The following is a 25117-nucleotide window of genomic DNA, read 5'->3' as shown; positions in this document are numbered from 1 at the left end:
TTTTGTACATATAAAAGTCTCAGCATCTTATTCCTTTAAAACAATAATTGCAACTATATTAATTTTACATTACATTAAGGTTAGGGAATATTCTTATATTAATAAAGTGAAAGTGCTAAATAGTAGGTGGAAGAATGGAATTTAACGATTTGGGTATTACCATTAAAGAACTTAGAATCAAAAAAAATATATCACAATCCGAATTATGTCATGGAATATGTTCACAAAGTCAAATTAGCAAGATTGAAAAAGGTATGATTTATCCATCTAGTATATTGCTATATCAATTATCAGAAAGACTTGGTATTGATCCAAATAATATATTTGCACTAACTCAAAATAAAAGATTAAAATATGTAGAAAATGTAAAATACGTAATAAAAGATTGCTTAAAGCAAAAACAATATAAAGAACTTTATGAAATAGTGAAAAAAGAGAAAAACTTAAATAATTTTCAAACAAAAGAAGAGAAACAATTTCTAATATGGCATGAAGCAATTGCTATATTTATAGTGGATAAATCATTAAAAAATGCTTTAGATTTTTTAAATAATGCATTAAAACTGACTTTAACTAATTCTGATTTTTTATCAGAAAGAGAAATAGATATTATGCAAACAATGGCTATATTTTATGCGGAAAATAAAGAATATGAAAAAAGTATTAATATATTAAAAAGATGTTTAAGTAATTTTAATAAGTTAGATTTTCCTAGAGATAAAGAAATTAAGTTGAAAATCATGTTAAATTTAGCAAAATCTTTGGACTTCACATATCAACATGAAGAGGCAATAAAATACATTGATAAGGGCATCAAATTAGCAATTAATCTAAATACGTTATACCTATTAGGTGAACTCTTCTATTTAAAAGGTCAGTTTTTATTAAAAATTAAACAACATAATGTAGAAGATGTTATTTATAACTGGAAAAAAGCATTATTTATATTTGAACTAACAGAAAAAGAATATTATACAAAAATGCTACCAGATGAACTTATTGAATTACAAAATAAAAAACACTCATAATTTCGTAAAAACTACTTACAAATCCCACAGAAAAAATCCCTATAGCTTTTAAACTTAGAACGATAATATTAAAATAATTTAAGTCGGCAGAATGCTCCTTTTGGTATCTTTTCTTTATTTTTACAAGTACCTACTCAATTAATTCTTAAAAACATAATAGGAAACATTGTTTTATTTATCCTATTTTCATTCATGCTATATATAAAATTCGTTAATAAACCCACCTCAAATACTAGTTCCTTTTATAAGTCGTTTTTTTGATGTAGCTGATATTATTCTCAATACAATAGAATTAATTATTGGAACATATTTAGCAATATATATCAAAAAACAATAATAAGAAGATCCCTTCCACCTTAAGGTAGAAGGGATCTTCTTATTTCTATTTCAAACTACTCGCAATCTCCGTAAAGATAACCCCAAGTGCGTCAACAAGCGTTTTTTCACCAACTACCGCTCCTCTACCGAACGATCTTTCACCGATAGATTGTATGCCTTGAAGTGCTGCTTGCTACATTTCAGCGAACTCTTTCACTGTTAGCTCACGTTTTTCGCCTGCTGCATTTACGGGCAGCCCGTTAATACGGAATAAATGTTAAATCAACTCCTATTTAACATTTCAATTCAGATATACGACCGTAAAGAATGCATCATCACGGTGTCAGCAAGCAAAAGTGTATTCTGCATTTCTGAAAACAGTAGATGGCAGATTATGCCCTACTGAATCTGCTAAGAAAGAATATACAAGAACATCCTTAACATCATCTTTATTTCCACTAATGATGACATCAAGGAAATCTTCTATTTGGAATTCTGGAGTAAACAACACAATCTTAGTTGTTCTGTTTGGTTCTAAAGAAACAAAAGTACGAGAGATTTCAACTAATTCATTTTGAGTTGGGAAAAAAGTGTTTCGGCTTCTCTTAACAGTTACCGTTACATTACTAGTATGGCAGCGTGAATCATTGTTTAACATAATGTTGAGAGCAGTTGGAATAATCCCATTTTCAGAGACTGGAACTCGAAACACTCCAGTAGATTTATGGGCCATATAATCACATCCTTTCAAAATAAAATCTATTTACAATATATTAGATGCAAAAAACGTTCATTTTGATATGGACAAATTACATGATTAATATATCTATAATTACCCTCGGTATTACTAAGCCAATGTTTTAAAAGATTAACAAATATCGTGAGAACCAATCGAATGTATATTAAAAGTAAAAAGAATAAGTTGTTTAAAATACCACCTATTTTGAGCCAATAATGAGACATTATGTTAATCTTATATGTATAGCTGCACAAAATTGAGAAACTTAAGGAGACAGATAAATTTTATGAGAAAATTATCTATATTACTTACTTTCATTCTAGTATTAGTCAGTGTTACGGCTGCTTGCACACAAGATAAAACAGATAGTGCCGTTGAAAATGCTCCAATAGAAGAACCAAGCGCAAAAAATGTAAATGAAGAATTAATAAACTTTGAAGAAAAGGAAGATATGAGCCGCTTGGAACAAGGTATTTTATTAGTTGGCGAGAGTGTTAAGGGAGGCTATTACTTGGCCGCTGTTCAAAGTGCATATTTAAATGCTAGCAACGATTCCGTCATGGTTAATGTCTCTGTAAAAAATGTACGAGGTCAAACGATTGGACTATCAGAATTAAAATATAACTTAAAAGATGAAAAAGACGGAAAGATCTATAAAGGAAAGGTGCTTGATCAAAACCCTTCTGATATACAAGTTAAACCAAATGAAACGGTAGAATTGAAAATAGCTTTTGAAGCACCAGGTACCGTAGATGAATATATGTTTTATATTGAAAGCTCTTTAGACCCTCTACAAACATACTGGAAAATTGATAAGCTGCAATCACAAAAAAACTAAGTCTAAAATACAATTTGATTGAAGAAATCTCTCAAATAAGCAAAAAGTACCGGAAAATTTGATATAGATACAAATGAATAATATATAAAGTGAAACTTTAATCAGTGGGGGTTTTGTTCATCCCCCACTGATTATTAGTTGAACCAATCGGGCGTTTACGGGCAGTTGATCCTCCACCTAACTTCTTTGCTTCCGCTGAATTTTGAGGTGTGGGTCTTACTGCCCGTTAATGCGGGATAAACATAAGACCATCGATTTAATGAATCGTTGGTCTTTTTCAAAAAATGCCCCATTAAAAACTAAGAGATAAAAAAGAACTAATCTCTAGAAGAGATTAGCTCAATATATCCAAAGCTATTATGGTACATAGTTTTATGAGCAAACGTTATATAATGTTGTATGGGATACATAACCTGTCATCCCTTTATATGTAACTTTTAACCACTGTTTAGAATTACTGTAATGACCTTGAACATATTCACCAGTTACCCATGTTCCAGTAATTTTCGTACCATCATTAAATGTATGTAAGACAGGTGAATCGACAGTATAACCACTGCGCATCTTTGCACCATATACACCTACCGTACCTCCCTTTGCACAAGCTGCTACTACATTTTCATTTTCAGTAGCATTCGTAGCCGCGAAAGCAGAGCCATTAAATGTAAATAAAGTAAATATAAAAGCTGTTAGTACTGTACAAATAGATAAACGACGTAACAAAATAAATTCCCCCTTTTTTTATAATTTACTTCTTCACAAATGATTATCTTAAATATTCTAACTATTTTCAATATATTAATGTTGAAAAATATTAGTTGTATTTTTGAAATAAGATTTTATCAAAAATAGTAACAAACTCATATTTTACAGGGAGAGCACCGAAAGAAGTCTTCTACATATCAACTATATAAAAGTCCCTCCACCTTAAGGCAGAGGGACTTGCTAATTCCTATTTCAAACTACCCGCAATCTCCGTAAAGATAACTCCAAGCGCATGTGCACCTGCATCAGGGTATCCTAAACTTCTTTCGCCAACTGTACCAGCGCGGCTCTTTATGCAGCTACTGGCGATGCAATTCCGAAAAAAGGGAATTTTTTAGAGTAGATGACAGCAGGTTGGGCTGTACTTCACCTAATTAACTAAAGAATACTGCACGGGCCAATATTTGTGCATGATCTAAAATATAGAGGGCTCTATTTTGTCATAGATTACTACAACACTAAAACTCATCCCCATATTTTAGCAATCAGAGTAATACCCCAAAGGATATATGCCAGTTGTGATATTATATACAGTGTGATTTCAAAACTAGTAAGTTTTCTTGTTAATTTAATTCTCTTTAAATACATATAAAAACAAAATGCAGATATAACTAATAATAATTGAGATGCGTTGTTTATGTTTTCTAAAATATTCATACAAAATCAACTCCTTACAGTAATTGTATAAAAATATACTTTAAAAGTATCATAAAAACTATTTAAATAAAAAGACCATTTGCAAATTTAATAATGCAAATGGTCTTTTTATTTAATATTTCTTCAAATAAATTCAAGTTATAAAAACACTATTTATTTGAAGAAAATGATGCTGGAGCTGGGCCACAAGTTAATGCGAAAGCAAATAAAACCGGAACAGAAAAAGCATAACCTGATAATGCAAGTAATCCTGCTGCTCCCCAATAATCTTCAGCTTTTATATATTTTTTCAATTGATTCCAGAAAGATTGTCCTATTCCAAGTGCATCTTGCCAACATCTTTCCCAAGTATTACTAGAGTAAACATTACTTGATAGATCTTCATCATTTAACATTTTAGTACTTGCTAAAATACCTGCTTTTTCTTCATTGTTATACGGAGATTTTTCCAACTCTTCTTTATTAACTATGTATTTACCAGTTGCCTTATCTTTTACAACAATCTTTGTAAAAACATACTCAAATTCTTTTGCTAATTTTTCTATTTGTTCAGGGTTAGCACTTTGCGCTTGTCTACTATCAATTGTCGCTGCTGAAGACAACGTAGGAATAAGAAATAGAGTACAAGCCATCATTAAAGCAAAAAACTTTTTAAACATAAAACAATTCCTCCCTTTGGGATATTTTGTAATTCCATTACAGAATACAACATAATTTTCCAAAAATAAACACTTTTTTATCAATTTAAATATTAAGTTAATTAAGGACATTAATTAATTAACTTAATATTTTTAATAAGGTTTTCTTGCTTTTGGGTGGAATGGTGAAGACTGAGGTGAAGCGTAGCGAGGAGTTCACCACTTTATAGCGTTGATCATTAAAGAGGTAACACCACATCGCTATCAAGCTAAGATTATGCAAAGTCAATGTTAGGCGAGATTGTTTTTTTTCTAAAGGGCAAGTGCAGGTGATTGAAAGATTTGCATACGAAATAAACCCTAACGGGTTTCACTTTTTTGAATTAAGCGGCTTGATTATCAAACATGGTACAATTGTAAAAGACACCTAATATATCAAAGACCGTTTTTTCTCATATCGATGAGATTTCCGCTCATTTTGTTGTAGGAGATTGAACAGCCGAAGTAACACCTTTGATAGCTCTTGGGTGTGTTTTTGTATGGTTTGGAATATAAAAAAATAGTCTTTAATCATATATACAGCTTTATACTCATTAAGCTCTCGTTTTTTCTTCAAGAGGAGCAATTGGCGCATTTGAAACATAATAGAAGAACAAATAAGTAAATTAATAATTGGTATTTTTTCGAAGTGAACTATTGAGAAAGTTTATTTTACGAATAGGAACCGTAGTGTAATTGTTGTCGAAAAGGAAAATTATTAATAGCAGAACTTCCTTATTGAGAAACTTTTATTTTTAATATTTTATAAAGTTTTTTTATAAATAGTAATGCGATCAGCTCACAATTACAAATCTAACTATTCTGATTATTATTGATAAATAAAATATTAAGGTAAAAATATGGTAAAATTATGAAAAAGTTGTAAAATATTAATTAATCGCGATTAGTTTATAGAATAATAAATGGAGGTTTTTATTTATGAAAAAATCATTAATGTTATTAACGGGTGGTTTAGTATTAGCAAGCGGGATTGGTTTTGGGGCAGATGCATTCGCAAGGGACATTACACCTTATAGCGAAGTGACTTATGGTGGATGGCACGCTCAAGTAGCGGCGAAAAAATTTAGAGATAATGTAGACGGAATTGATAACAATGATCATATTTCCACTGGTTCTCAACGCTCTGTAATTCTTAACAGTGATGGTGAAGCTAGAAGTGATAAGATTACTGTATATAGTGGGAATCGTGAGCATTTAACTAATAATACTGGAAAAGGTGGTTATACTTACAGACTAAATATGACTCCTCCAACTACATGGGATCGTTTTAAAACATCAGGTAGCTTTAGCCCTGACGAATATTAATAATGTGTTAGGTTGATTAAATCCGAAATAACTAATTCAATAATCTTATATATTAAATATATAAGATTATTGAATTTAACTATTTATCTTTGTAAAAGGAGATTGGTTATGGGAATTATAGTTGCTGAAATGAAAAAGGGTATATGTAATAAAATGTTTTTATTATCTATCCTCTTGGGAATAATTATGATTTGTTATAGTGCTTATACTAGTTTAAAACCTTATTTATTTCTGTCTAGCGCATCTGATATCACTGAATCTCAAGTTAATTTATTAAAGGAATTGGCATTTAATAGATATGAGGTTTGGGTGTATGGTACAGATTTTTATGTGCTTATTTCACCTTTATTAGCATGCTTAGCATATTCGACATCATATCGATTGGATATTGAAACAAATTTTATCAACTGTATTCTTGTTAGAACGAAGAAAAAATATTATCAAATAGCAAAAATTTCAGCAACTGCCCTTTCGGGAGCACTTTCTGTTAGTTTTCCGTTGATATTGTTTTTTATTATTATTAGTATTTTTCTTCAAGGAGATATTACGAAACCTTTAAAGATTTATCCTTTTGGGGTATTAAGTGAGATTTATAATTATAATCCTAATCAATACATATTATTTTTTATAGTTGTACACTTTGTTTTTGGAGCGGTGTATTCTATATTTTCTTTAGCCCTTTCTTCTGTTATTAAAAATCGATTAATTGCGTTAATTACTCCTCTAATATTTTTGTATGTAGGTACTATTACATTTCATACAATTGGCTTACCTAGATTTTCACCTGGAGTTGTTAATTCATTTTATCAAATGAAAACTGTTACTTTACTAGACATTACACTACATTTATTGGGAATGTTAATTATTAGCTTGAGTGTATTTTTTATTTCTTCCAGAAAGGAGCTTGAAGAAATTTAATGGGAAAATCAATTCTTTGGCGATTAACGTATTACAATTTAAATCAAACATTATTCCAAACAAAATTGTATGTATTTATTAGCATTTCAATTTTTCTTGCTTTTATGTCTAGCAAATTAATGTCCAATGAACTGCCAGACAGTTCTACGCTTAATCTTTGGGATGGTGTATTTTCTTTTATAGGTAATTATCAAATCAATTTGTTTTTACTTGTTTTATATTTTTTATATTCTATTATTAAAGTTTTATACGACAATGATGAAGTAAATATTTTCATAAGACTTATTAGTAAAGAACAATGGTTATTCTCTAAGATAATAACTATTTGTATACATAGCTTGGTAGCAGTACTTTTATTTTACCTTATCCCTCTTGTAGTAAATCTGATTTTACTGCCATATGATGCATCTTGGAGTGAAGAAGTGGCAAATGTACTTGCAGGAAAATCACCATTAATTTCTTTACCACATATGGATTTTTCAAAAGCTTTTTCACCGATATTTGCTTTTATTTTATCTTTTTTATTAACCATGATGGTATTGAATATTGTTGGATTATTCAATATTGTTTTATTTATGATGTTTAATAAGAAAAAAACAGTTGTTATTGCAATTAATATTGTATATTTGATTTTTTGCTATATTTGTTATCATTATATAGATTTAGGTTTTTTAAATTTTATTTCAATATATGATTTTATGGTATTAGAATTCTTTTATTACAAACCACATCAATTGGATTTTTTAACAACTTTTATTATGCTGTATATTATTTACATGTTACTTTTTATTTTTGGACGTTTGTTGGCTCGAAAATGGTCCGTTTTATGAAGGAGAGATTTAATGTTTCAAAGTATATTATTTAGAATTACTTGGATTAATTTAAAGTCTTTTTGTAGAATTTGGAAAATTACACTTTGTTTCACTGTATTTTTTTTAATTTGTATATATAATAGGCAGGAAATGAATAATATGATGTATTCTTATCATAAGACGTACTCGTATTTTGATTTTGCATTTTTTATGCTAGGCAGTAAATATGATCCAATTCACTATAGATTACTTGAAACAATGGTAATGATACTTCCTTATGTATTATCTAGTTATCTTACGGCTATTTATTCTTTGGAAGAAGGTATTTTAAAATCTTATATGACCATTCCTAGGGTGAAATCATTATTCAAATGGTATGTTGGTCATATTGTTACTTTAATAATTACATGCTCTGTATATATAGTTATAGAGCATATTTGTATATTTATAGTTTCATTAGATTTACCAAAACATGTGTTAAATTCAGATAATGAATTATTACCTGTTATCACTAACCCAGTAACTACAATGTTAACTGTGATAGGTATACAAATTATCAGTATGCTTTTTTTTCAGATATTACAACTGGTAATAACGTTACTTACCCAAAATCCAATTTATGGGTTTTTATTCGCGATATTTTCTTATGTAATGGTATTTTTTACGAACACTTTAAATGCAGGAGCTTTAAAGTGGATTCCAGGTATCCAACTTATATTGAAAAATAATAGTGTTTCTTCAGATTTTGTTAATACTATTTCTCCATCTTGGTCATTTATGTATATGTTTATTTTAGAATGTCTAGTTATAGGGATTGGTTGGTTTTTTTATAATCGTAAGGAAAAATTACTTTATAAAATTATGTGAGATGTTTAAAAGGGGGGGTTATCATGAATGATAATACAGTAGTAGTACAAGTAGAGGGATTTAGTAAAAAAATAAAAGGAAACAACATATTGACAAATATTAATTTAAATTTATACAAAGCGAAAATATACGGGTTTGTGGGGCATAATGGATCGGGAAAGAGTATGTTATTTAAAGCCATATGCGGATTAACAAAAGGTGAAACAGGAACAATAACAGTAAATGGGAACATCTTAGGTGAAAAAACTGATTTTCCTGATCGAACAGGCGCTTTAATTGAACATCCTGGTTTTTTACAACAATTAAGTGGTTTTACTAATTTAAAATGGTTAGCAAGTATTCAAAATAAAATTAGTAACGAACAAATTATTAATGCAATTCAGCTAGTGGGGTTAGATCCGAATGATAAAAGAGCTGTAAAAAAATATTCATTGGGTATGAAACAAAGGTTAGGAATTGCCCAAGCTATTATGGAAAATCCAGATATCCTTATACTGGATGAACCAATGAATGGATTAGATTCTCAAGGTGTTTCTTCAATTAGGAATTTACTTTTACAATTGAAAAATAAAGGTGTAACTATATTATTAGCCAGTCATATACAAGAAGATATTAAACTCTTATGTGATGAAGTGTTTATAATGAATAATGGGGAAATAGTCAGAGAATAGTGTAAGAAAACTGATCTACTTATAACGATAATAGCATTAAAACTTATTATATATTTAATTTCTTATGCAGACGCTAAAAAAGATGGTATATTAATTTAGCAAAGAGTTATACAAAGTAACTCGGCCGATCTTAACCGCTGAAGAAAAAGAACTGATTGAGAACATGTTGTTATGTTCCTTATTATCTGAAGAAGAAATACTAATTACATATTACGAAGGTGGTTATTTACTCTCTAGCTATATGACTGTTGTTGGTATTGACCTGCAAAACATTGCTGTCATATGAACTGATGCTTTTTATAATAAAATGAAATTACAGTTTTCTAACATAATCGATGTAGAATAATCCATCTAAAGAAGCCAATTCCTTTCAGGAATTGGCTTCTTTGTTTTTTCTATTATATTTTTAGTGGAAAATACATTCTTTGCTTCCACTATAAAAATCCATTCTCCCCATTGTTCATCTTCCGTATTATAAATTTAACGTACTCTAAGGGCAATATAAGGCTTCATTCCCCAAGTAGTGGATACTGTCTTACCACAAACTATATTTTTACCAGCATATTTTATTGCACCTGCTTTAAAATCGATTGTACCAAATTTATGAACAGCTTCTAATGGATTTTTCCCTTGAATTGCTTACCTAATAACATCTGCCACTATTCCATTAGCTACTCTTCTCGCCTCAGCTGTGAACTTATTTGTGCATCTGTTGTTAACGATGATATAGTACGATTTACTAAATCATTTATCCAAGCTAGGAAAGAACCTGGATTAGCGCTAAATACAGATACACCTGGAGCTAATACTCCCTGTAATACATCTTTTTCTGAAATATCTTGAGACCAAGCTGCAACTCACCCACCATTTTGAATGCTATGTTCTAATTCAAACTTATTTGTCTTGTATCCAGAAAAACCGTGACACAAAGTTGGATGCACTGGATGTATTGGATTATGCTCTATCACATCACTCAACCAACTCATTCAGTCCAATTCTGAATTATAAATATCATTTTTTACCATTTTGGTGTATTCGCTATTCCCTCCTCCATAATTCCAATCACTATAATAATCATAATGATAAGCTAGATAAGGTAATGGATACAAATAGGTTGATCTAGTGGAGAGTAGTTACTAAATTGGCCAAACAGGTCTATATATGAACAATACGGATTAATGATTATGAAATTCCCCCCTATATTTCTATTTATAAAAGTAATATATGATATCAAAGGAATGTAGGTACTTGTCTAAATTTAAATAGGGGATTTATCACAAATTCTCTTTTTATATTCTTTATCCCTCCCAAACCACTCCATAAGGTGTCCAACCATAATTTTGAAGTACGAAATAATAAATACCGCCTTTTGAAGTGATTTCTATCGATTGGATAGTTTTGCAAAAATACAATTAAACAACCTGAATTCCATATTTATAGGAACTCACGTTGCTTCTTTTAAAACTATTATCTTAGTATTTATAAACATACATATCTTTACAGAGAAAACATCTAACGAAATTATATATTAATAAATTATAGAAAAATCCCTCCACCTTAAGGCAGAGGGACTTTCTAATTACTATCTCAAACTACCAGCAATCTCCGTAAAGATAACTCCAAGCGCATGTGCACCTGCATCAGGATATCCTAAACTTCTTTCACCAACTGTACCGGCGCGGCCCATGCGAGCTACGATTTCTTTCGTATACTCTGCTCCTTTAACTGCTGCTTCTGCTCCTTTTTCAAAAGCAGTTTTCATGTCTTCTTCGTTTGAAGCGCTATTTAACCAAGAATCTACACATGGAGCAAGCGCGTCAACAAGTGTTTTGTCACCAACTACCGCTCCTCTACCAAATGATCTTTCTCCGATAGATTGTATACCTTGAAGTGCTGCTTGCAACATTTCAGCGAATTCTTTCACTGTTAGCTCACGTTTTTCTCCTGCTGCTTTGCTAGCTGCGCGGAATGCACCACCCCAAATTGGACCAGATGCGCCGCCGCAATGTTCCATAATAATCATTGAACAACCGTCAAGGAATGACCCAATCGTTACGTTCTCTTGATCTACAATAGAATGCCACTCACGTTTTAATTGCTTAAATCCTTTTGCCACACTCATTCCGAAGTCGCCGTCACCTGCGTGTGTATCTAACTCACAGAACGGTACTTCGTTTTTAATAATAACGTCGCTCATTTTATCAACGAGATAAATCATGTTGTTTAATGTAATAACATTATCCTTAATCACAGCATGCTCTTCCGCTGTTTCTATTTCAAAGGAAACTTCCTTCTCTTCTTTCTCTTCAAGTACATTCACGTACTCTACACTTTCAACTGACCCATCTACTTTAAACGCTGGTGTATTACACTCTTTTGATAGTAATGTTTTTAACTCATCATCTAACTTCATCACTGTTAAAGACATGCCAGCCATATCGATACTTGTCATATAGTTACCGACGAATACTCTATTGATTTTAATGTTTCTAGCAGCTAATTCTCTCGTCACTGCGTTGTTAAATAAGTAAAGTTCTTGCAGTGGTGTTCCGCCAAAACCGTTAACTAGAAGTGCGATTTCCTCGCCATCTTTTACTCCTAAATCTTTTACAAGATCATTTGTCATACGGTTAGCTAGTTCATCTGCTGACAGCATTTTTTCACGCTTAATTCCTGGTTCGCCGTGAATACCTACGCCGTATTCCATTTCATCTTCCGCAAGTGTGAAAGTAGGTGATCCGCTCGCTGGAACTGTACAAGAAGTTAACGCTAAACCGATTGTGCGCACGTTAGCCGCTGCTTTTTCCGCTACAGCTTTCACCGCTCCTAAATCCATACCTTCTTCCGCTGCTGCGCCGGCAATTTTATGAACGAGAATAACTCCCGCAACGCCGCGGCGTCCTACTGTATATAGGCTATCTTCTACCGCAATATCATCATCCACTTTTACGTAGTCGACTTCAATTCCATCTTCCGTCGCTAAATGAGCTCCGTTTTTGAAATTCATAATATCGCCGCTGTAATTTTTAATAATTAATAACGTTCCTTTTTTACTAGCTGTCTCTTTAATCGCTTGATACACCTGAATTTGTGAAGGTGACGCAAACACATCTCCGCACACCGCCGCATCTAACATTCCTTTTCCGACTAATCCTGCATGTGCCGGCTCATGGCCACTACCGCCGCCACTAATTAACGTTACTTTGTTTTCGTTCATTTCTTTCTTCTTAATAACTTTATATTTTTTCAAAAGTTCAAGCTCTGGGTGAGCCATAACCATTCCGTTACACATTTCCATTACTAATGTTTCTGGTTTGTTTATAATCTTTTTCATTGTGATTATCCCTCAATTCCTTTAATATATTGTGATATATTTGAAATCTTCTTCTTACTACTCATGTTAAAATGAAAGCGTTTTATAGTAAACGGACAAAATGGACAATCTGTCTAAAGACACCGCTCTCATTTATAGATAGGATTTTTATATTACTAACATTCTAGGGATGATTCAGATGACCTCTTCTATAATTTCTAAAAAAATAATCGCGAACTCATTGAAATATTTAATGGAAACAGAGTCGTTTCATAAAATATCAGTGAGCGATATTATGTTACACTGTCAAATGCGTAGGCAAACTTTTTATTATCATTTTAAAGATAAATTTGAACTATTAAGCTGGATTTATAGAGAAGAAACGAAAGAAAACATTATCGACTTTCTCGATTATGAAACATGGGAAAACATTTTCGATTTATTATTTGATTACTTTTACGAAAATCAAAAATTTTACCGAAATGCTTTTAAAGTCATTGAACAAAACTCGTTTAATCACTATTTATTTGAGCACACGAAAAACTTATATATGAAGATTATTGATGAACTATCCGTGAACTGTGGCTTAACTCTTTCTATTGAAACGAAAAATACGATTGCCTCCTTTTATAGTCACGGCTTCGTTGGAACGATAAAAGATTGGATTGAAAGCAAGTGCGAAGTAAATCCATCCATTATGTCTTCTCTCATGAAAAATATGATAAACAATCAATTACTACTATTACTGGAGCAGTCAGCAAAGTAATTAAAGGGTGGCAAAAGCAATGAAAAAGATTATGAATGATGTACAAAATATTGTTCAAGATATGATGCATGGCTTTTATTTTGAACATAACGACAAAGTAAATTACGACGAAACAAATAACATCATTTATGTAAAAGATATTGAAAAACTGAAGCAAAACGTTGCTATAATAAGCGGCGGTGGTAGCGGACATGAACCCGCTGATATTGGCTATGTAGGAAAAGGAATGCTTACGGCAGCAGTAAACGGAAGCATCTTCACTCCGCCTACAGTGGAACAAATTGTGGCGGCAACTCGCCTCATGCCGAAAGATAAAAATATTTTATTCATCATTAAAAACTTTAAAGATGACGTTGAAAACTTTCTAGCGGCAAAGCAAATTGCCAAAGAAGAAGGAAGAAAAATTGACCACATCATCGTAAATGACGACGTTTCAATTGAAGATGATGCTTCTTTTAATAAAAGAAGACGCGGCGTAGCTGGCACTGTTTTCGTTCAAAAAATACTTGGTGCGGCCGCTCTTGAAGGACATTCTTTAGAAGAACTAACAACACTCGGCCGTTCTATTACTGAAAACTTACACACATTAGGAGTTGCCCTTTCCCCTGCCAACGATCCAGTGAAAGGAAAAGCTTCATTCACATTAAACGATGATGAAGTGTTTTATGGCGTCGGCATTCACGGAGAAAAAGGTTACCGTAAAGAAGCACTATCCTCTTCTGAAATATTAGCGATTGAACTGATGAACAAACTAAAAAGTATTTACCGCTGGAGAAAAGGAGACAACTTCGCTATCCTTATTAATGGACTCGGCGCAACTCCATTAATGGAACAATACATTTTCGCAAATGACATTCGCCGTTTGTGTGAACTGGAAGGATTACATGTGGAGTTCGTAAAGGTTGGTACGCTGTTGACTTCTTTAGATATGAAGGGTGTTTCTCTCAGTTTGCTTAAGGTAGAGGATTTGGATTGGGTGAAGTGGTTGAAGGCGGATGTTAGAGTGGGTAATTGGTAAGTAAAAATTATGATGATAAAAGCCTTTAACTATAACAAGTTAAAGGCTTTTTACAAATTGAAATATCGCTCGAGCGTTCAAAAGAAATTCATACTCACCTCACTGAATGATTACAGGTCTTCCAAATAAAGCTGGATAATAAATGAACATCGCACCTACAAATGAACACACTAAACAAAAAACAGCCTCGTATTTTATGACTAGAGACGAGTTTGTATCAAGCTTTTTTTCCTCTCTTTTCAATATCAATTTAAATAACGCTGTATATAATACTTTATATAAGACATACCCAATAATTGCCCCAAGGGTATTCGTAAATAAATCATCAATATCTGTAATTCTATTATTTAGTAATTGATTTAACTCAATTGCCAATGAAAAAAAGAATCCCGCGCATACGGTGTTTTTTATCTTTCTAAACTGCGGCCAAATAGTCGGTAATAAAAAACCTAACGGCATAAACAGTACAATGTTCAAAAGATACGTAGTACTACCTACCGTATCAAATAGAGTCAAGTTGATTTGACTTACACGAATCCACGTTTCATATCTACTTATATCCCATACAGTCGCGATTTGCGTCACCTTATACACTAGCGAAAGGTAGAATAGAAAAACATACACCCATAAAAAATGCCGAATAGATATATTGTTTTTCGCTTTAAAATAAAATCCAATTTGAAACACAATACAAAAAATTATAGTAAAAAAATACGTATACAAATAACTAATCAAAACTCCTGTATGCATGTAGAATCCCCTAACTTTACATTTTCATCTATGACTTTGTCTTTTTTAGTCTCCTTCATGATGTAAGTCATTTATAGGATAGGAAAAACTTTTAAAATAAAGAGTGGGATAAACATAAAATTTTTCTTAAATCTTCAGTTGGGTTTTATTATTACTCTTCTTAGGAATCCGCCATTGATAGCTAGGCAACAACATGCTTAAACCTAACAATACTATCATTTTTGCCTGTAATACTTTAACCGATGCAGCATATATAAACTCATGTGAATCGTTTGTTCAGTTAACACATGAAATTAAGAAATATATGACGTACTATAATCACTCTTGCTATCAATAGAATTTAAAGAAAATGACTCCTGTTTGCATACAGAAATCATCTTTTTTAGGTTGCCTAACTTTTTTTAGAATGTCCTTTACAAAAGGTACAGATCAAGAGCACCCTGTTCCTATTCGAGGGGATCAACTATACCTTCTTCCCTTAAAATCACACAAACCCATTTACAAATCTATAAAAGTAGATATAATATCCTTATGGAACCTTTATTAATTTATAAAGCATTGTCAAATGAAACAAGATGTCAAATTTTATCATGGTTGAAAAATCCAGAAAACCATTTCGATGAAAAAGCTTATCTAGAGCAAGGCCTTAGTTTTCAAGTTGGAGTGTGCGTAGGAGATATCCAGCTTAAAACTGGCTTAGCCCAATCGGTTATTTCTAGTTATTTATTAACTATGAAAAAAGCAGGTTTACTACAATCTGACCGAATTGGAAAATGGACCTACTATCGCCGAAATGAAAAAACAATACGAGAGTTTTCTGAATACGTTCAAAACGAATTATAAAATGAAAGCAAATAATCAACCTACCAATTGATTATTTGCTTTCCCACATTCTACTTTTATATAGCTGTCCAATACATTCTTTTTAAAACTTCGCTACCTATAAAAGTAAGAAACATAGAAAGGAGCATTTTTTTAACATATCATATCTAGTTATTTAGATATATGTCTTTGTATTTAACATTACATAATTCTAATACTATTGACATCCAATCATGCTCATTTCTTTGTTAATAAATCGATTTTACTTTCAAAATAATAATAAGAATGGAGAGTTTTACAAATGAAAAAAGTAAGTCCTTTACTTATTCTTACACTAGCAATAGGGGTGTTTGGAATTATTACTACCGAGATGGGTATTGTCGGCGTATTACCACAAATCACTCAGAAATTTGGCATTTCAACTGCACAAGCAGGATTTTTAGTAAGTATATTCGCACTAGTCGTTGCTATTTCTGGTCCGTTTTTAATTCTGCTCATTTCTAGTATTAATCGCAAAATAATTTTATTAACAGTCATCTTTGTTTTTGTTATTTCAAATATAATCTACGCTTATACAACACAATTTGAAATCATGCTTGTTTTTCGTATTTTACCAGCAGCACTTCACCCACTCTTCTTTTCAATCGCTCTTGTAACAGCTGCTAAACTTGCCCCTCCTGAAAAGAGTGGTCAAGCGGTTACAAAAGTTTTCATGGGAATTACGGTTGGCTTTGCACTAGGTGTACCATTAACCTCTTACCTTGCAGATCAATTTTCATTAGAAATTGCTTTCTTATTCGGAGCGCTTATTAACGCCCTTGCATTTATTGGAATGCTAATCTCACTTCCTTCTATGCCCGTTAAAGAAAAAATGTCTTTCGGCAAACAAATTCGTATACTCGGCAAACCAGGATTATGGTTAAATATTTTAACCATCACATTCCTTTTTGCAGCTATGTTTTCCGTATACAGCTACTTCGCCGAGTACCTTGCAAAAGTAACTTCCATGAATGGATCTCTCATCAGTATCATGCTATTCATATTTGGTATAGTTATGATTTTAGGCAATCATTTATTTGGTAGTCTCTTGCAAACAAGCATAGTAAATACAGTAATATCGTTCCCTATTTTATATTCTATTGTTTACATATTGGTTTATTATTTAGGTTCTTATCTTGTTCCAATGATTTTTATGGTATTCATTTGGGGAATCGTGCATGCTGGTGGATTAATTGTTGGTCAAACATGGTTAATAAGTGAAGCAAGAGAAGCACCCGAATTTGGTAATAGCCTATTCGTTTCATTCTCAAATCTCGGAATTACTCTAGGAACAACTATTGGAGGCTGGTTCATTTCAAACTTAGGTATTCATCAACTTATTTGGAGTGGATTTATATTTACACTACTTTCATTTCTATTAATTATAATAAAACTAAAATTTTTCACTTCTAATAACCTAGCTTCATTATCAAGCTAGTACATTTTCAATTCCAAATTGGATAAAAAACATTATAAAGTGAAACTTTAATCAGCTCTCACCACTTGGGCGTTTACAGGCAGCCCGGCAAATAGCGGGATAAATTCTATATAAAATACTGGTTATTCTTCTTATAAGATTTTATAAACTATAAAGTATGACACTTAGAGCCTTTAGCTATAATTACAAGTTAAAGGCTTTTTATATAAAAACAGCTCTAAAAGGTGCTAATCTTATGGAACATCATCAAAATAGAATACTAAAAAAAGGCTCCATTGCTGGAGCACTCAAAAAATAATATAACTAAACGAATTAAAACAAGGAACAGACAATTAAAATATACAAATAAAATATAAATAAATCTATATATATGTAATATTACATATAAAAACCCTATTTATCGCTGCTATAATAAACTTACTCGATGATTGTTATATTATTCATAGGTTATACCTTCTTAACACCAATTTTACAAAGAAAAAAGGACATCTTAATTGATGTCTTTTTTCTTATATGATAACGACGCAATACAATTAAGATGATTCCAATCGAAAGAAGGCACCTTAAAGTGTTTTTTCTTCATTACACAATACGAAAGCATACTCTCTTTCGCCTTCAACTTTATGTAATTATACATATTAACAAAAAATACACTTAATGAATATTAAATATAGTAAAATATAAACTGTGGACACGTTCTATAAAGCAGATTCTTTTGATAGGCGTAACATATCAATCATTTTAGGGGATGTGGCGTTACTCCGATACTAATCTCAAATTTCTTGTATTTTATGAACTAACAATCTGGTGTATATAGATGATTCTGTTTTATAGGGTGTGTTTACATTTATAACAAAGGGGTAATACGGATAGATTCGTATTAAATGAAAATGGTTCAAGTCGAAGGAAGGCACCTTAGGGTGTCTTTTCTTTATTCCTCCGCATCCCTCATACTGTAATACCCTAAATTAATAATAACCAAGAAATATCCCCCCATAATTCCAGCAGCGAATGTCCACATGAATTCATGGTGTTCTATTTCATACATAATAATCGCACCGAGTATTGCGGCTGCGAACCGATTCATCATTCCGAGCATCGGTGCTTTTTCTTTTTTTACAATGCTATCTCCGAACTTTTCAATACGCCTTCCTAAAATCCAGGCGCAGTACATACTCACCAAAAGGCCAATACTTATCCCTACAAACTGGGCTGAAAAAGGTGTCAGCAACCATCCCAATAACATTACGCCTAGCAAACAATACATTTGTATGTTGAACGTTCTTAGTGCCATACGAATCATGTTATTCTCCTTTATCTTTCTCATTGTAGTTCCGTATCATCAATCCAAGCTTTCAGGCTTCAAGCTTTCAGCTATATCTTTTTTAAAATGAGGAAATTTGATTTTGCTCACCATTAAATAAGCGAGTACGCATGTACCAAATGCCACGGAAACTGGATTATTTAGGCGGCATAAAATGAGGATACACATCGCCGCAAATGGAATGGGCATTCCGATGAATGTTGGGAGTTTGCTTTGCCGTGTGTTAAACCTCGCAAGCCGAAGCATTCCACAAATACTATACGCGAGGGCACATATCATCCCGATAGACTGTAAATCTTTTAACGAAGCACTATATGCAAGAATAGACGGTGCCACACCAAAAGTAACTAAATCCGCAAATGAGTCTAGCTCTCCGCCTATTTCCGAAACAGAATCAAGTTTCCGAGCGACCATGCCATCAAAAAGGGCAAACAACATACCCGTAATAATAAAAACTGCTCCCAAATAAATATCGTGAACGAAAACAGCGTGAATAGCCAAAAGCCCACACACAAAATTTGCTATCGTAATCATATTCGGTATGTAACTCATCACATGCTTCCCCTCCTTTCTACTAATTGTTTCATCTTGCTTCTTACTCATTACAATCAATATCCTTCTGCTTTTCTTCCAATATCACTTTATTTATTTTCGTTAACGTATCGGTCATTTGCTCTAGGGCATTTATATCGATTTTGGAAAAGTATTTCTCAATTAATACATCATCTAACTCAGACAACCGCTCTATATACTTACTACCTTTTGGACCAAGTGTAAGAAAATACTCCCTTTTATTATTAGGGTTTACTTGTTTTGAAATCATCTGTTGTTTTTCCAATTTCGATAAAACTTGGCTCACAGCACTTTTCGTTATATTAAACGTACTCGCAATGTTATTTGCTGTCGTGTTTTCATTTAAATGAATATGAAATAACATGCTCTCTTGCTGCCCAGTAAGACCGAACTCATCCTTTAAATCTTGAAATAGTAAAATATAGAGTTCCGTATAGGCTCGATTCATTTCATTAATTACTTCTTTATACGTTCTAGTCATAGCATCCTCCATGCTTTTATTTCGTTTCACTTAATAGTTAAGTTTACTTAACTTAACTATATTATACCGTTATGTTCGTGTAAAGGGAAATATAACTCTACACTTTATCAGCTGTGCTTTTAATGTATGTAAAACTTTCTCTCTTCATAATCTTCTACATCAGCTTCTTCCCAAAGCTCACGATTTTCCCCTCGCTCGATTAATGCAAACCTCCCCTTTCTCCAGTTGTATTGCCGCAAGACCAATGTATAAGACATAGCACCTATATCAAGTTCATCTAAATACTCTTCTAAAACAAGCTTAGTTCCTTCATCTAAACACTTAACAAATAGTTATGAATAATCAAAATTAAAATCAACTAAATTCCATATAGACCCATTACTGGTTAAAATGTTATAATGAAATCACCCTACATAGTTACTCATAGCCAGACTGAGGAACTAGCGTCTTATTAAGTAATGCGCATAACTAAAATAAAAAAGACACTTTTTAAAGTGTCTTTTTTATTTATATTCTATTCCTAGGAATTATCTCTTTTATAAACAGAATCTATCAAACAGTAAAGGAGACTAACAGATGGAACATCCTGTTGCAAGAGAATTACGTTTTATACGTGTATGTCTTATCGTTTTGATTATTGTCATTGCATTCTGGGATCGTGAGAAAACTGTGGAAATCACTGATCACGGTAGTGAACCTATCGTAAACACGAGCAATATGACCCAAGTTGGTGAGAATACATTTGCATACAAAGACGAATCTAATCAAATTAAAATATTTAAGTTTAATCCAGATACAAATGAAATAAAATTAATAAAAGAGTTTTATGCTAACGAATATTAATGAAATTACATTGGACAAAAGGCACCTCAAGGTGTCTTTTTTATTTTCAAAAGGACCCGCTCATGTTTATACTTCAAAACATAAAGTAAATGGAATCCGTTAAAAAACACGAGTGACCCTTTGTTTTCCCCTCTTATTAAAGGAGGAACTATTATGGGATTTGGCGGTAGTTGCGGTGGAAGCTGCGGTTTTTCTGGAGGATTTGCACTATTAGTTGTATTGTTTATTTTATTAATCATCGTTGGAGCTTCTTGCTTCTGCTAAAAAACTATTGGAAAAGACACTCTTATATGGGTGTCTTTTCTTTGTAAACTAAAATGTATGTGAAATGAAAACATAGTAAGAATAGAATACTCACTTAAATTATTTTTCACTTCACAAACTACATCCAAAAAGTTGGATAATTTCTTTTACTACTCATATTATTAATGAATAAAGCAATAACTACAATAACAACGGAGCCAATTAAAACTGGTGTTACTAAATAACTCCAACTATTTGCCCCTAAAATAACGATAATCGGATCGGCGCCTGCTGGAGGGTGCGTCGTTCTCGTTAACATCATAACGGCTATTGCCATCCCCACCGCTAAAGCAATTGTCCAATATTCATTCCCAAACAAATGATATATTGATAGACCGATGAAAGTTGAAATCAAATGTCCTCCAATAATATTACGCGGCTGAGATAATGGCGCATTCCAAACTCCAAACGCTAATACACAACTCGCCCCAAATGGAGCCATTAATAATTCTGTAGAGGTTATGCTCGTTAAATATGTTAAGGTAAGAATTGTTAAAAATCCCCCTAGTAGTCCCGTTAAAGAGTCCTTTACATTTACTTGTAATGGGCTTCTTCCTTTCCCTTTCATTTTTGTAAAATATCGTACACTTATTGGTTGAGGATCTTTCTGCTTAGTTGCTGTTATATTATCCATCGTTCTCCTCCTTTATTTACCAAGAATTATAACCTGACATAACTAACCTGTAAACGTTAATTTTAAGAGTTAGTTCAAGAATACAAAAAAAGAATCAACTGTTATAAGTTGATTCCCTAAACTTCTTCACATTTTCGATTCTGGAATTTTGCTACCTTTTTCCGGTTCCCACATATTTTCATAGAACACCATTTTCGTTTTCCACTCTTATCTATAAATAATAAAACACAGTCAGGGTTTGAACACCTTTTAAGGGAAATAAGCTTATTTTCTACTATTAAAGTTAAAGCATCAAATGCAATTAACGATGTGAGTACATCCTCGATTTCTCCAACCGGGATAGGTACTAGCTGCTGTTCAATGATTTTATATGTAAACGGTGCTTTCTCAATTTGTTTTTCTAAATACGTAATAAAATCATTGGAAATTTCGTGCTGATCAGCAATTGCCTCAAACTGCTTTCTCATTATATTTCTTATTTCTAATATACTAGATGTAACCAGCTTCATTCGCTCTTGAATCCCTATAAATGTTTTTCCATTCAAAAAAGGAAGATTAACCTTTATTACATATAGCCATTCTAATACATCTTCATCTGTTATTAATAAATCATAATATTGTCCACGCTTAACTAACTCTGTATTTACTAAATCTAATGAGAGATTTCCCGATATAAGTGGGAATTGTTTTGTTTCCTGCATGTACTCATCACCTTCTCTTTAAATAATCATATTCCAAATTAATACAGAAGTACAACTTTTTTATAAACTACAAAGTATGAAGATTAAAGTCTTTAGCTATAATTACGACTAGAGGCTTTTGCATGTAAGTAAATGAAAAAGGAGCTAATTTTATGGAACATAATAAAAATGGAGTGCTTGCTTTAATTGTTTTATTTTTAGGATTAGTGTTTTTTGTTAGTGGAATGGTTTATCATTTATGGGGCTCATTTTAATTTCAACTTTTAGACAGATAAATAATTCGAATCAGAGAAATGCACAATATTTTCCCTTTTCCTTCCAAAATCAATATAATAAGATATAAAATGTAATACATATAAAGATAAATATATATAGCACTCATTAAAAGTGCTTCTATTTTGGAAGGAAGAAACAAACGATGAACAAAAAGTTATTAACATCATTATTATGTAGCACATTCTTGTTTGGAGTATCAGCTTGCAGTTCACATGATACATCTGCGAAAAACGAGCAAAAGACTTCAAAAAAAACAGAGAATAACGAACTTAATCGTAAGGTTCCGCAAAAAGAACTTCCTACCAATGTAGATTCCTCTGATGTATACATGTCAATGGGATCTGCCGAGTCATTAGATGTTCTAGGGACTGGAGAAGTTAAAGCACAAGGTGTCTTTAAAGTATTAGATATCGCAGTTTATAATCACAAAGAAGAACCCATTACACTAGATATCAACAACTTTAAATTAATTGATGGATTTGGAAGAGAATATCACATTTCCAATGAATATCAGTCAGTACTTAAAGCTGCAAATATCTCCACATTCAAATTTAATATTGTTAATCCTAATGAAAGTTCGGAAGGAAACATTGTATTTGATGTACCGAAAAACACGCAAGGATTAACTTTAAAAATTAATAATGATAAGTTAGATAAAGAACTCCAATTAAAAGTGGAATAGGCCAAATAAATACGTCTACCTTAACATTCTCTACTGACATAAAAAAGTACAGTCTTTTCTACAGCAGACTGTACTTTTTTACTTATCATTTCACATAACATTCCCTAATTTTTTTGACTAGATGCTCTCCAATCACGAAAAGATGTTGGGCGTCCAGAAAAAGCTCTTTGCTTTGTAACAGATGATTTTTCTTCAGGAGTCATTGTTTTTTCTTTAAGAGTCGCTGGTTTTTCTTTAAGCGTCACTGATTTTTCTTCAAGAATAGTCACAGCTGTTTGCATTTTTTCTAACTGTTCTTTCAACAATTGTTGTTCAATCTTTAAATCCGTAAGTAAACGTAAAATCATCTCAGAATTAGCCATAAGATCCTCCTTCCCCCAATACACAGAATAAAATACAATATGTAGAAGACAAAATACCGGTGACAAAAATAAGGTCGTCAACTCTTTTTAACTTCCAAAATCCTTTTATTTTTTTAAGGACCTGCTCCATTCATCCTTAAAAACATAAATTAAATTAAATCCATTAATAAATGGTCTTTATGGAAGGAGGAGTTAATATGGGCTATGGCGGTAGTTGTGGTGGAGGCTGTGGTTTCGGCGGCGGATTTGCCTTACTTGTTGTGCTCTTCATCTTATTAATCATCGTTGGCGCTAGCTGTTGGGGCGGCGGATTCGGCTGCTAAGGAGAGGCACTCTTGAGAGTGTCTTTTTTTTGATATGCGGCTCGTATACATATTGTTCAAATCTATATATTTTTTAAAAATATAGATTTAAAACATATTTCTCAATGAATAAAATAACTTAACATGGTAAAATAATATTTGGATGGGAGTCCAATATATTATTAAAATTAAGATGGTTCAAGTCGAAGGAAGGCACCTTAGGGTGTCTTTTCTTTTTTATAAATAATTATAAATTAAAATCGCAAAAGATACTTACTACTTATAAGGAACATTTTGTTTAGTCCAACTATCCCCATATTTATTTGAAACTAATTACTATCATAAATATAAAGAAGTTATGGATAAAATAGTGAGGTAAATAAAACAAAATATAGATTTGATTCATATTTCTCAACGAGGTACCACCAGCGTTTTTTTTAAAATAAGCTAAGCAAAAAAATAATCAGCTGCCCATATGGACAGCTGATTTACATCATTACATTTCTATTATTTATCTTACCACCTGAACAGATGCTGGTTTCCACCCCTGATTTTCTACCCAATCAATATTAACCTTATATTTTTTATTATTTTGCTTATCTCGTACATTACCGTAGGCTTTATTATTACCATTATTCCCAATAAAATCGAAAATCAATTGGCTCTCTGGAACATCAACAGCATAAGAAATTGCTTTTTTCATCTCACTCCAATCTACTGTTCCTTCTTTAAATTTCATTTCAGGTTTTGCTCCTTGCTCGGTACCAATTGGCTTCCAAGAAGGATTAGTTTGAGAACCCTTTTCTTGAGATGCCGCTTTTTCTTCCTCATTATTTTCATTTCCGTTTGTTTTTACCGATTTTTCTGCTTTTGA

The 25117-nt window shown here is 32.1% G+C and carries 30 protein-coding genes and 4 pseudogenes; 17 read left to right on the top strand and 17 right to left on the bottom strand.

Annotation, left to right across the window (positions count from 1 at the left end):
• The first annotated feature begins 134 nt into the window (after window positions 1-134).
• Window positions 135-1028: a helix-turn-helix domain-containing protein gene (locus MR160_RS19110; RefSeq protein WP_000395471.1), complete on the top strand. Its 894-nt coding sequence runs from the start codon at window positions 135-137 to the stop codon at window positions 1026-1028.
• Window positions 1029-1689: 661 nt separating this feature from the next.
• Here the strand turns inward: MR160_RS19110 and MR160_RS19105 are convergent.
• The gene (locus MR160_RS19105) at window positions 1690-2079 is read right to left on the bottom strand and encodes a hypothetical protein (RefSeq protein WP_000940658.1); all 390 of its coding nucleotides are present in this window, start codon (window positions 2077-2079) and stop codon (window positions 1690-1692) included.
• 292 nt (window positions 2080-2371) lie between these two features.
• Between MR160_RS19105 and MR160_RS19100 the strand changes: the two genes are divergently transcribed.
• Entirely contained in the window at window positions 2372-2923 is a 552-nt protein-coding gene (locus MR160_RS19100; RefSeq protein ID WP_001228900.1) for a hypothetical protein, read from the top strand.
• A 372-nt stretch (window positions 2924-3295) separates the two neighbouring features.
• Here the strand turns inward: MR160_RS19100 and MR160_RS19095 are convergent, their stop codons facing one another.
• From MR160_RS19095 to MR160_RS19075, 5 genes and pseudogenes are all read right to left on the bottom strand, one after another.
• Entirely contained in the window at window positions 3296-3646 is a 351-nt protein-coding gene (locus MR160_RS19095; protein ID WP_000946191.1) for an SH3 domain-containing protein, read from the bottom strand.
• 229 nt (window positions 3647-3875) lie between these two features.
• Window positions 3876-4019, bottom strand: a complete 144-nt coding sequence (locus MR160_RS19090; protein ID WP_136804073.1) for a DAK2 domain-containing protein — start codon at window positions 4017-4019, stop codon at window positions 3876-3878.
• Between the two features lie 134 nt (window positions 4020-4153).
• Complete coding sequence (locus MR160_RS19085; RefSeq protein ID WP_001022918.1) at window positions 4154-4345, bottom strand: hypothetical protein; 192 nt, start codon at window positions 4343-4345, stop codon at window positions 4154-4156.
• A 149-nt stretch (window positions 4346-4494) separates the two neighbouring features.
• Window positions 4495-5004 (bottom strand): hypothetical protein, encoded by a 510-nt coding sequence (locus MR160_RS19080; protein ID WP_098617805.1) that lies wholly within the window; start codon window positions 5002-5004, stop codon window positions 4495-4497.
• A gap of 362 nt (window positions 5005-5366) precedes the next feature.
• Window positions 5367-5656 (bottom strand): annotated as a pseudogene (locus tag MR160_RS19075) (IS4 family transposase); the annotation flags it as partial.
• Window positions 5657-5961: 305 nt separating this feature from the next.
• On the opposite strand from MR160_RS19075, the gene MR160_RS19070 reads away from it, so the two are divergent.
• The 6 genes and pseudogenes from MR160_RS19070 to MR160_RS19045 all read left to right on the top strand — a co-directional run.
• Window positions 5962-6348, top strand: a complete 387-nt coding sequence (locus MR160_RS19070) for a hypothetical protein (protein ID WP_073524757.1) — start codon at window positions 5962-5964, stop codon at window positions 6346-6348.
• A 108-nt stretch (window positions 6349-6456) separates the two neighbouring features.
• A complete protein-coding gene (locus MR160_RS19065; RefSeq protein WP_098617806.1) occupies window positions 6457-7266 on the top strand; it encodes a hypothetical protein in 810 nt (269 codons plus the stop codon).
• Complete coding sequence (locus MR160_RS19060; RefSeq protein WP_097890756.1) at window positions 7266-8096, top strand: hypothetical protein; 831 nt, start codon at window positions 7266-7268, stop codon at window positions 8094-8096. Before MR160_RS19065 ends, MR160_RS19060 begins: the two co-directional genes overlap by 1 nt.
• Window positions 8097-8108: 12 nt before the next feature.
• On the top strand, window positions 8109-8945 hold the full coding sequence (locus MR160_RS19055) for a hypothetical protein (protein WP_097890754.1): 837 nt from the start codon (window positions 8109-8111) through the stop codon (window positions 8943-8945).
• A gap of 23 nt (window positions 8946-8968) precedes the next feature.
• Window positions 8969-9616 (top strand): ATP-binding cassette domain-containing protein, encoded by a 648-nt coding sequence (locus MR160_RS19050; protein ID WP_097890752.1) that lies wholly within the window; start codon window positions 8969-8971, stop codon window positions 9614-9616.
• A gap of 100 nt (window positions 9617-9716) precedes the next feature.
• Window positions 9717-9902 (top strand): annotated as a pseudogene (locus MR160_RS19045) (YolD-like family protein); the annotation flags it as partial.
• A 571-nt stretch (window positions 9903-10473) separates the two neighbouring features.
• On the opposite strand, the gene MR160_RS35155 reads toward MR160_RS19045, so the two are convergent.
• Window positions 10474-10602, bottom strand: a complete 129-nt coding sequence (locus MR160_RS35155; RefSeq protein ID WP_254893931.1) for a hypothetical protein — start codon at window positions 10600-10602, stop codon at window positions 10474-10476.
• A 596-nt stretch (window positions 10603-11198) separates the two neighbouring features.
• Window positions 11199-12950 carry a dihydroxyacetone kinase subunit DhaK gene (gene dhaK / locus MR160_RS19035; RefSeq protein WP_098425433.1) on the bottom strand — a complete coding sequence of 584 codons (1752 nt, stop codon included), beginning with the start codon at window positions 12948-12950 and terminating at the stop codon, window positions 11199-11201.
• A 178-nt stretch (window positions 12951-13128) separates the two neighbouring features.
• Here dhaK and dhaS point away from each other — a divergent pair, with 178 nt between their 5' ends.
• Together dhaS and dhaQ are read left to right on the top strand one after the other, a co-directional pair.
• On the top strand, window positions 13129-13695 hold the full coding sequence (dhaS, locus tag MR160_RS19030) for a dihydroxyacetone kinase transcriptional activator DhaS (RefSeq protein WP_000204218.1): 567 nt from the start codon (window positions 13129-13131) through the stop codon (window positions 13693-13695).
• A gap of 19 nt (window positions 13696-13714) precedes the next feature.
• Window positions 13715-14713: a DhaKLM operon coactivator DhaQ gene (dhaQ, locus tag MR160_RS19025; protein ID WP_098900005.1), complete on the top strand. Its 999-nt coding sequence runs from the start codon at window positions 13715-13717 to the stop codon at window positions 14711-14713.
• 99 nt (window positions 14714-14812) lie between these two features.
• Here dhaQ and MR160_RS19020 read toward each other — a convergent pair whose 3' ends face one another.
• On the bottom strand, window positions 14813-15463 hold the full coding sequence (locus MR160_RS19020; RefSeq protein ID WP_000556849.1) for a VanZ family protein: 651 nt from the start codon (window positions 15461-15463) through the stop codon (window positions 14813-14815).
• A gap of 235 nt (window positions 15464-15698) precedes the next feature.
• Between MR160_RS19020 and MR160_RS19015 the strand changes: the two are divergent.
• The 3 genes and pseudogenes from MR160_RS19015 to MR160_RS19005 form a co-directional block, all read left to right on the top strand.
• Window positions 15699-15800, top strand: a pseudogene (locus tag MR160_RS19015) (TetR family transcriptional regulator); the annotation flags it as partial.
• Window positions 15801-15994: 194 nt separating this feature from the next.
• Window positions 15995-16306 carry an ArsR/SmtB family transcription factor gene (locus tag MR160_RS19010; RefSeq protein WP_000433538.1) on the top strand — a complete coding sequence of 104 codons (312 nt, stop codon included), beginning with the start codon at window positions 15995-15997 and terminating at the stop codon, window positions 16304-16306.
• A gap of 280 nt (window positions 16307-16586) precedes the next feature.
• Window positions 16587-17762, top strand: a complete 1176-nt coding sequence (locus tag MR160_RS19005) for an MFS transporter (RefSeq protein ID WP_000757912.1) — start codon at window positions 16587-16589, stop codon at window positions 17760-17762.
• 931 nt (window positions 17763-18693) lie between these two features.
• On the opposite strand, the gene MR160_RS19000 is transcribed toward MR160_RS19005, so the two are convergent.
• From MR160_RS19000 to MR160_RS18985, 4 genes and pseudogenes are all read right to left on the bottom strand, one after another.
• A complete protein-coding gene (locus tag MR160_RS19000; RefSeq protein WP_098900004.1) occupies window positions 18694-19065 on the bottom strand; it encodes an ATP synthase subunit I in 372 nt (123 codons plus the stop codon).
• 39 nt (window positions 19066-19104) lie between these two features.
• Window positions 19105-19689, bottom strand: coding sequence for a CDP-diacylglycerol--serine O-phosphatidyltransferase (pssA, locus tag MR160_RS18995; protein ID WP_242297868.1), 585 nt, complete (start codon window positions 19687-19689; stop codon window positions 19105-19107).
• Entirely contained in the window at window positions 19682-20140 is a 459-nt protein-coding gene (locus tag MR160_RS18990; RefSeq protein WP_000198951.1) for a MarR family winged helix-turn-helix transcriptional regulator, read from the bottom strand. Before MR160_RS18990 ends, pssA begins: the two co-directional genes overlap by 8 nt.
• 69 nt (window positions 20141-20209) lie before the next feature.
• Window positions 20210-20469 (bottom strand): annotated as a pseudogene (locus MR160_RS18985) (hypothetical protein); the annotation flags it as partial.
• A gap of 247 nt (window positions 20470-20716) precedes the next feature.
• Here MR160_RS18985 and MR160_RS18980 point away from each other — a divergent pair.
• The gene (locus MR160_RS18980; protein WP_000400973.1) at window positions 20717-20983 is read left to right on the top strand and encodes a YmzC family protein; all 267 of its coding nucleotides are present in this window, start codon (window positions 20717-20719) and stop codon (window positions 20981-20983) included.
• 153 nt (window positions 20984-21136) lie between these two features.
• Window positions 21137-21247: a YjcZ family sporulation protein gene (locus MR160_RS18975; RefSeq protein ID WP_000505686.1), complete on the top strand. Its 111-nt coding sequence runs from the start codon at window positions 21137-21139 to the stop codon at window positions 21245-21247.
• Between the two features lie 118 nt (window positions 21248-21365).
• Here MR160_RS18975 and MR160_RS18970 read toward each other — a convergent pair whose 3' ends face one another.
• On the bottom strand, window positions 21366-21920 hold the full coding sequence (locus MR160_RS18970) for an HPP family protein (protein ID WP_000368843.1): 555 nt from the start codon (window positions 21918-21920) through the stop codon (window positions 21366-21368).
• 116 nt (window positions 21921-22036) lie between these two features.
• A complete protein-coding gene (locus MR160_RS18965; protein ID WP_242297866.1) occupies window positions 22037-22621 on the bottom strand; it encodes a CGNR zinc finger domain-containing protein in 585 nt (194 codons plus the stop codon).
• A 418-nt stretch (window positions 22622-23039) separates the two neighbouring features.
• On the opposite strand from MR160_RS18965, the gene MR160_RS18960 reads away from it, so the two are divergent.
• Window positions 23040-23579, top strand: a complete 540-nt coding sequence (locus MR160_RS18960; protein WP_001035632.1) for a DUF4352 domain-containing protein — start codon at window positions 23040-23042, stop codon at window positions 23577-23579.
• Between the two features lie 104 nt (window positions 23580-23683).
• On the opposite strand, the gene MR160_RS18955 is transcribed toward MR160_RS18960, so the two are convergent.
• Window positions 23684-23941, bottom strand: coding sequence for a hypothetical protein (locus MR160_RS18955; protein WP_242297864.1), 258 nt, complete (start codon window positions 23939-23941; stop codon window positions 23684-23686).
• A 197-nt stretch (window positions 23942-24138) separates the two neighbouring features.
• Here MR160_RS18955 and MR160_RS18950 point away from each other — a divergent pair, with 197 nt between their 5' ends.
• Window positions 24139-24264: a YjcZ family sporulation protein gene (locus MR160_RS18950; RefSeq protein WP_000540377.1), complete on the top strand. Its 126-nt coding sequence runs from the start codon at window positions 24139-24141 to the stop codon at window positions 24262-24264.
• A 490-nt stretch (window positions 24265-24754) separates the two neighbouring features.
• On the opposite strand, the gene MR160_RS18945 is transcribed toward MR160_RS18950, so the two are convergent.
• On the bottom strand, window positions 24755-25117 hold a 363-nt coding region (locus tag MR160_RS18945), incomplete at its 5' end, for a DUF1510 family protein (protein ID WP_242297862.1).

It is taken from the genome of Bacillus cereus group sp. BfR-BA-01382, from assembly GCF_022663475.1.
Taxonomy (GTDB): domain Bacteria; phylum Bacillota; class Bacilli; order Bacillales; family Bacillaceae_G; genus Bacillus_A; species Bacillus_A thuringiensis_S.
This window is presented reverse-complemented; position numbering and strand designations above follow the sequence as displayed.